The sequence below is a fragment of the Aeromicrobium phragmitis genome, assembly GCF_003674095.1.
Lineage (GTDB): Bacteria > Actinomycetota > Actinomycetes > Propionibacteriales > Nocardioidaceae > Aeromicrobium > Aeromicrobium phragmitis.
This window is the reverse complement of sequence record NZ_RDBF01000088.1, coordinates 1-453: the sequence shown is the minus strand read 5'-3', so window position 1 is coordinate 453 and position 453 is coordinate 1. Positions and strand designations below refer to the sequence as shown.

Annotated in this window: 1 protein-coding gene; it reads left to right on the top strand. The window is 69.3% G+C overall.

The annotated features are described in order from the left end of the window. Window positions 1-24 precede the first annotated feature (24 nt). A partial coding sequence (locus D9V41_RS16390; protein ID WP_166376094.1) for a cytochrome ubiquinol oxidase subunit I occupies window positions 25-453 on the top strand: 429 nt, incomplete at its 3' end.

The window sequence follows — 453 nt, the reverse complement described above, 5'->3', positions numbered from 1 at the left end:
CCCGACGGGCGTACCGTCGGAGCCATGACGGCCGCCGTCATGGACCTCGTGGCCCTGGCCACCGAGCCCGAAGGGCTCCTGCCGGCCCGGCAGCAGATGGCGCTCTCCCTGGGCTGGCACATCATCCTGGCCTGCTTCGGGGTGGCGTTCCCGGCGATGATCTTCGTGATGCACCTGCGCGGTATCCGCCGCGACGATCCCGTCGCCCTCGGGCTCGCGCAGCGCTGGGCCAAGACGTCCGCTGTCCTCTTCGCCATCGGCGCGGTCTCGGGCACCGTGCTGAGCTTCGAGATGGGTCTGCTGTGGCCCGGACTCATGGGCACCTTCGGCGATGTGCTGGGACTGCCGTTCGCCTTCGAGGGCCTGTCCTTCTTCGTCGAGGCGATCTTCCTCGGCATCTACCTCTACGGGTGGGGGCGCATGCCTCCGCGACGCCACCTGCTCATGGTCGTC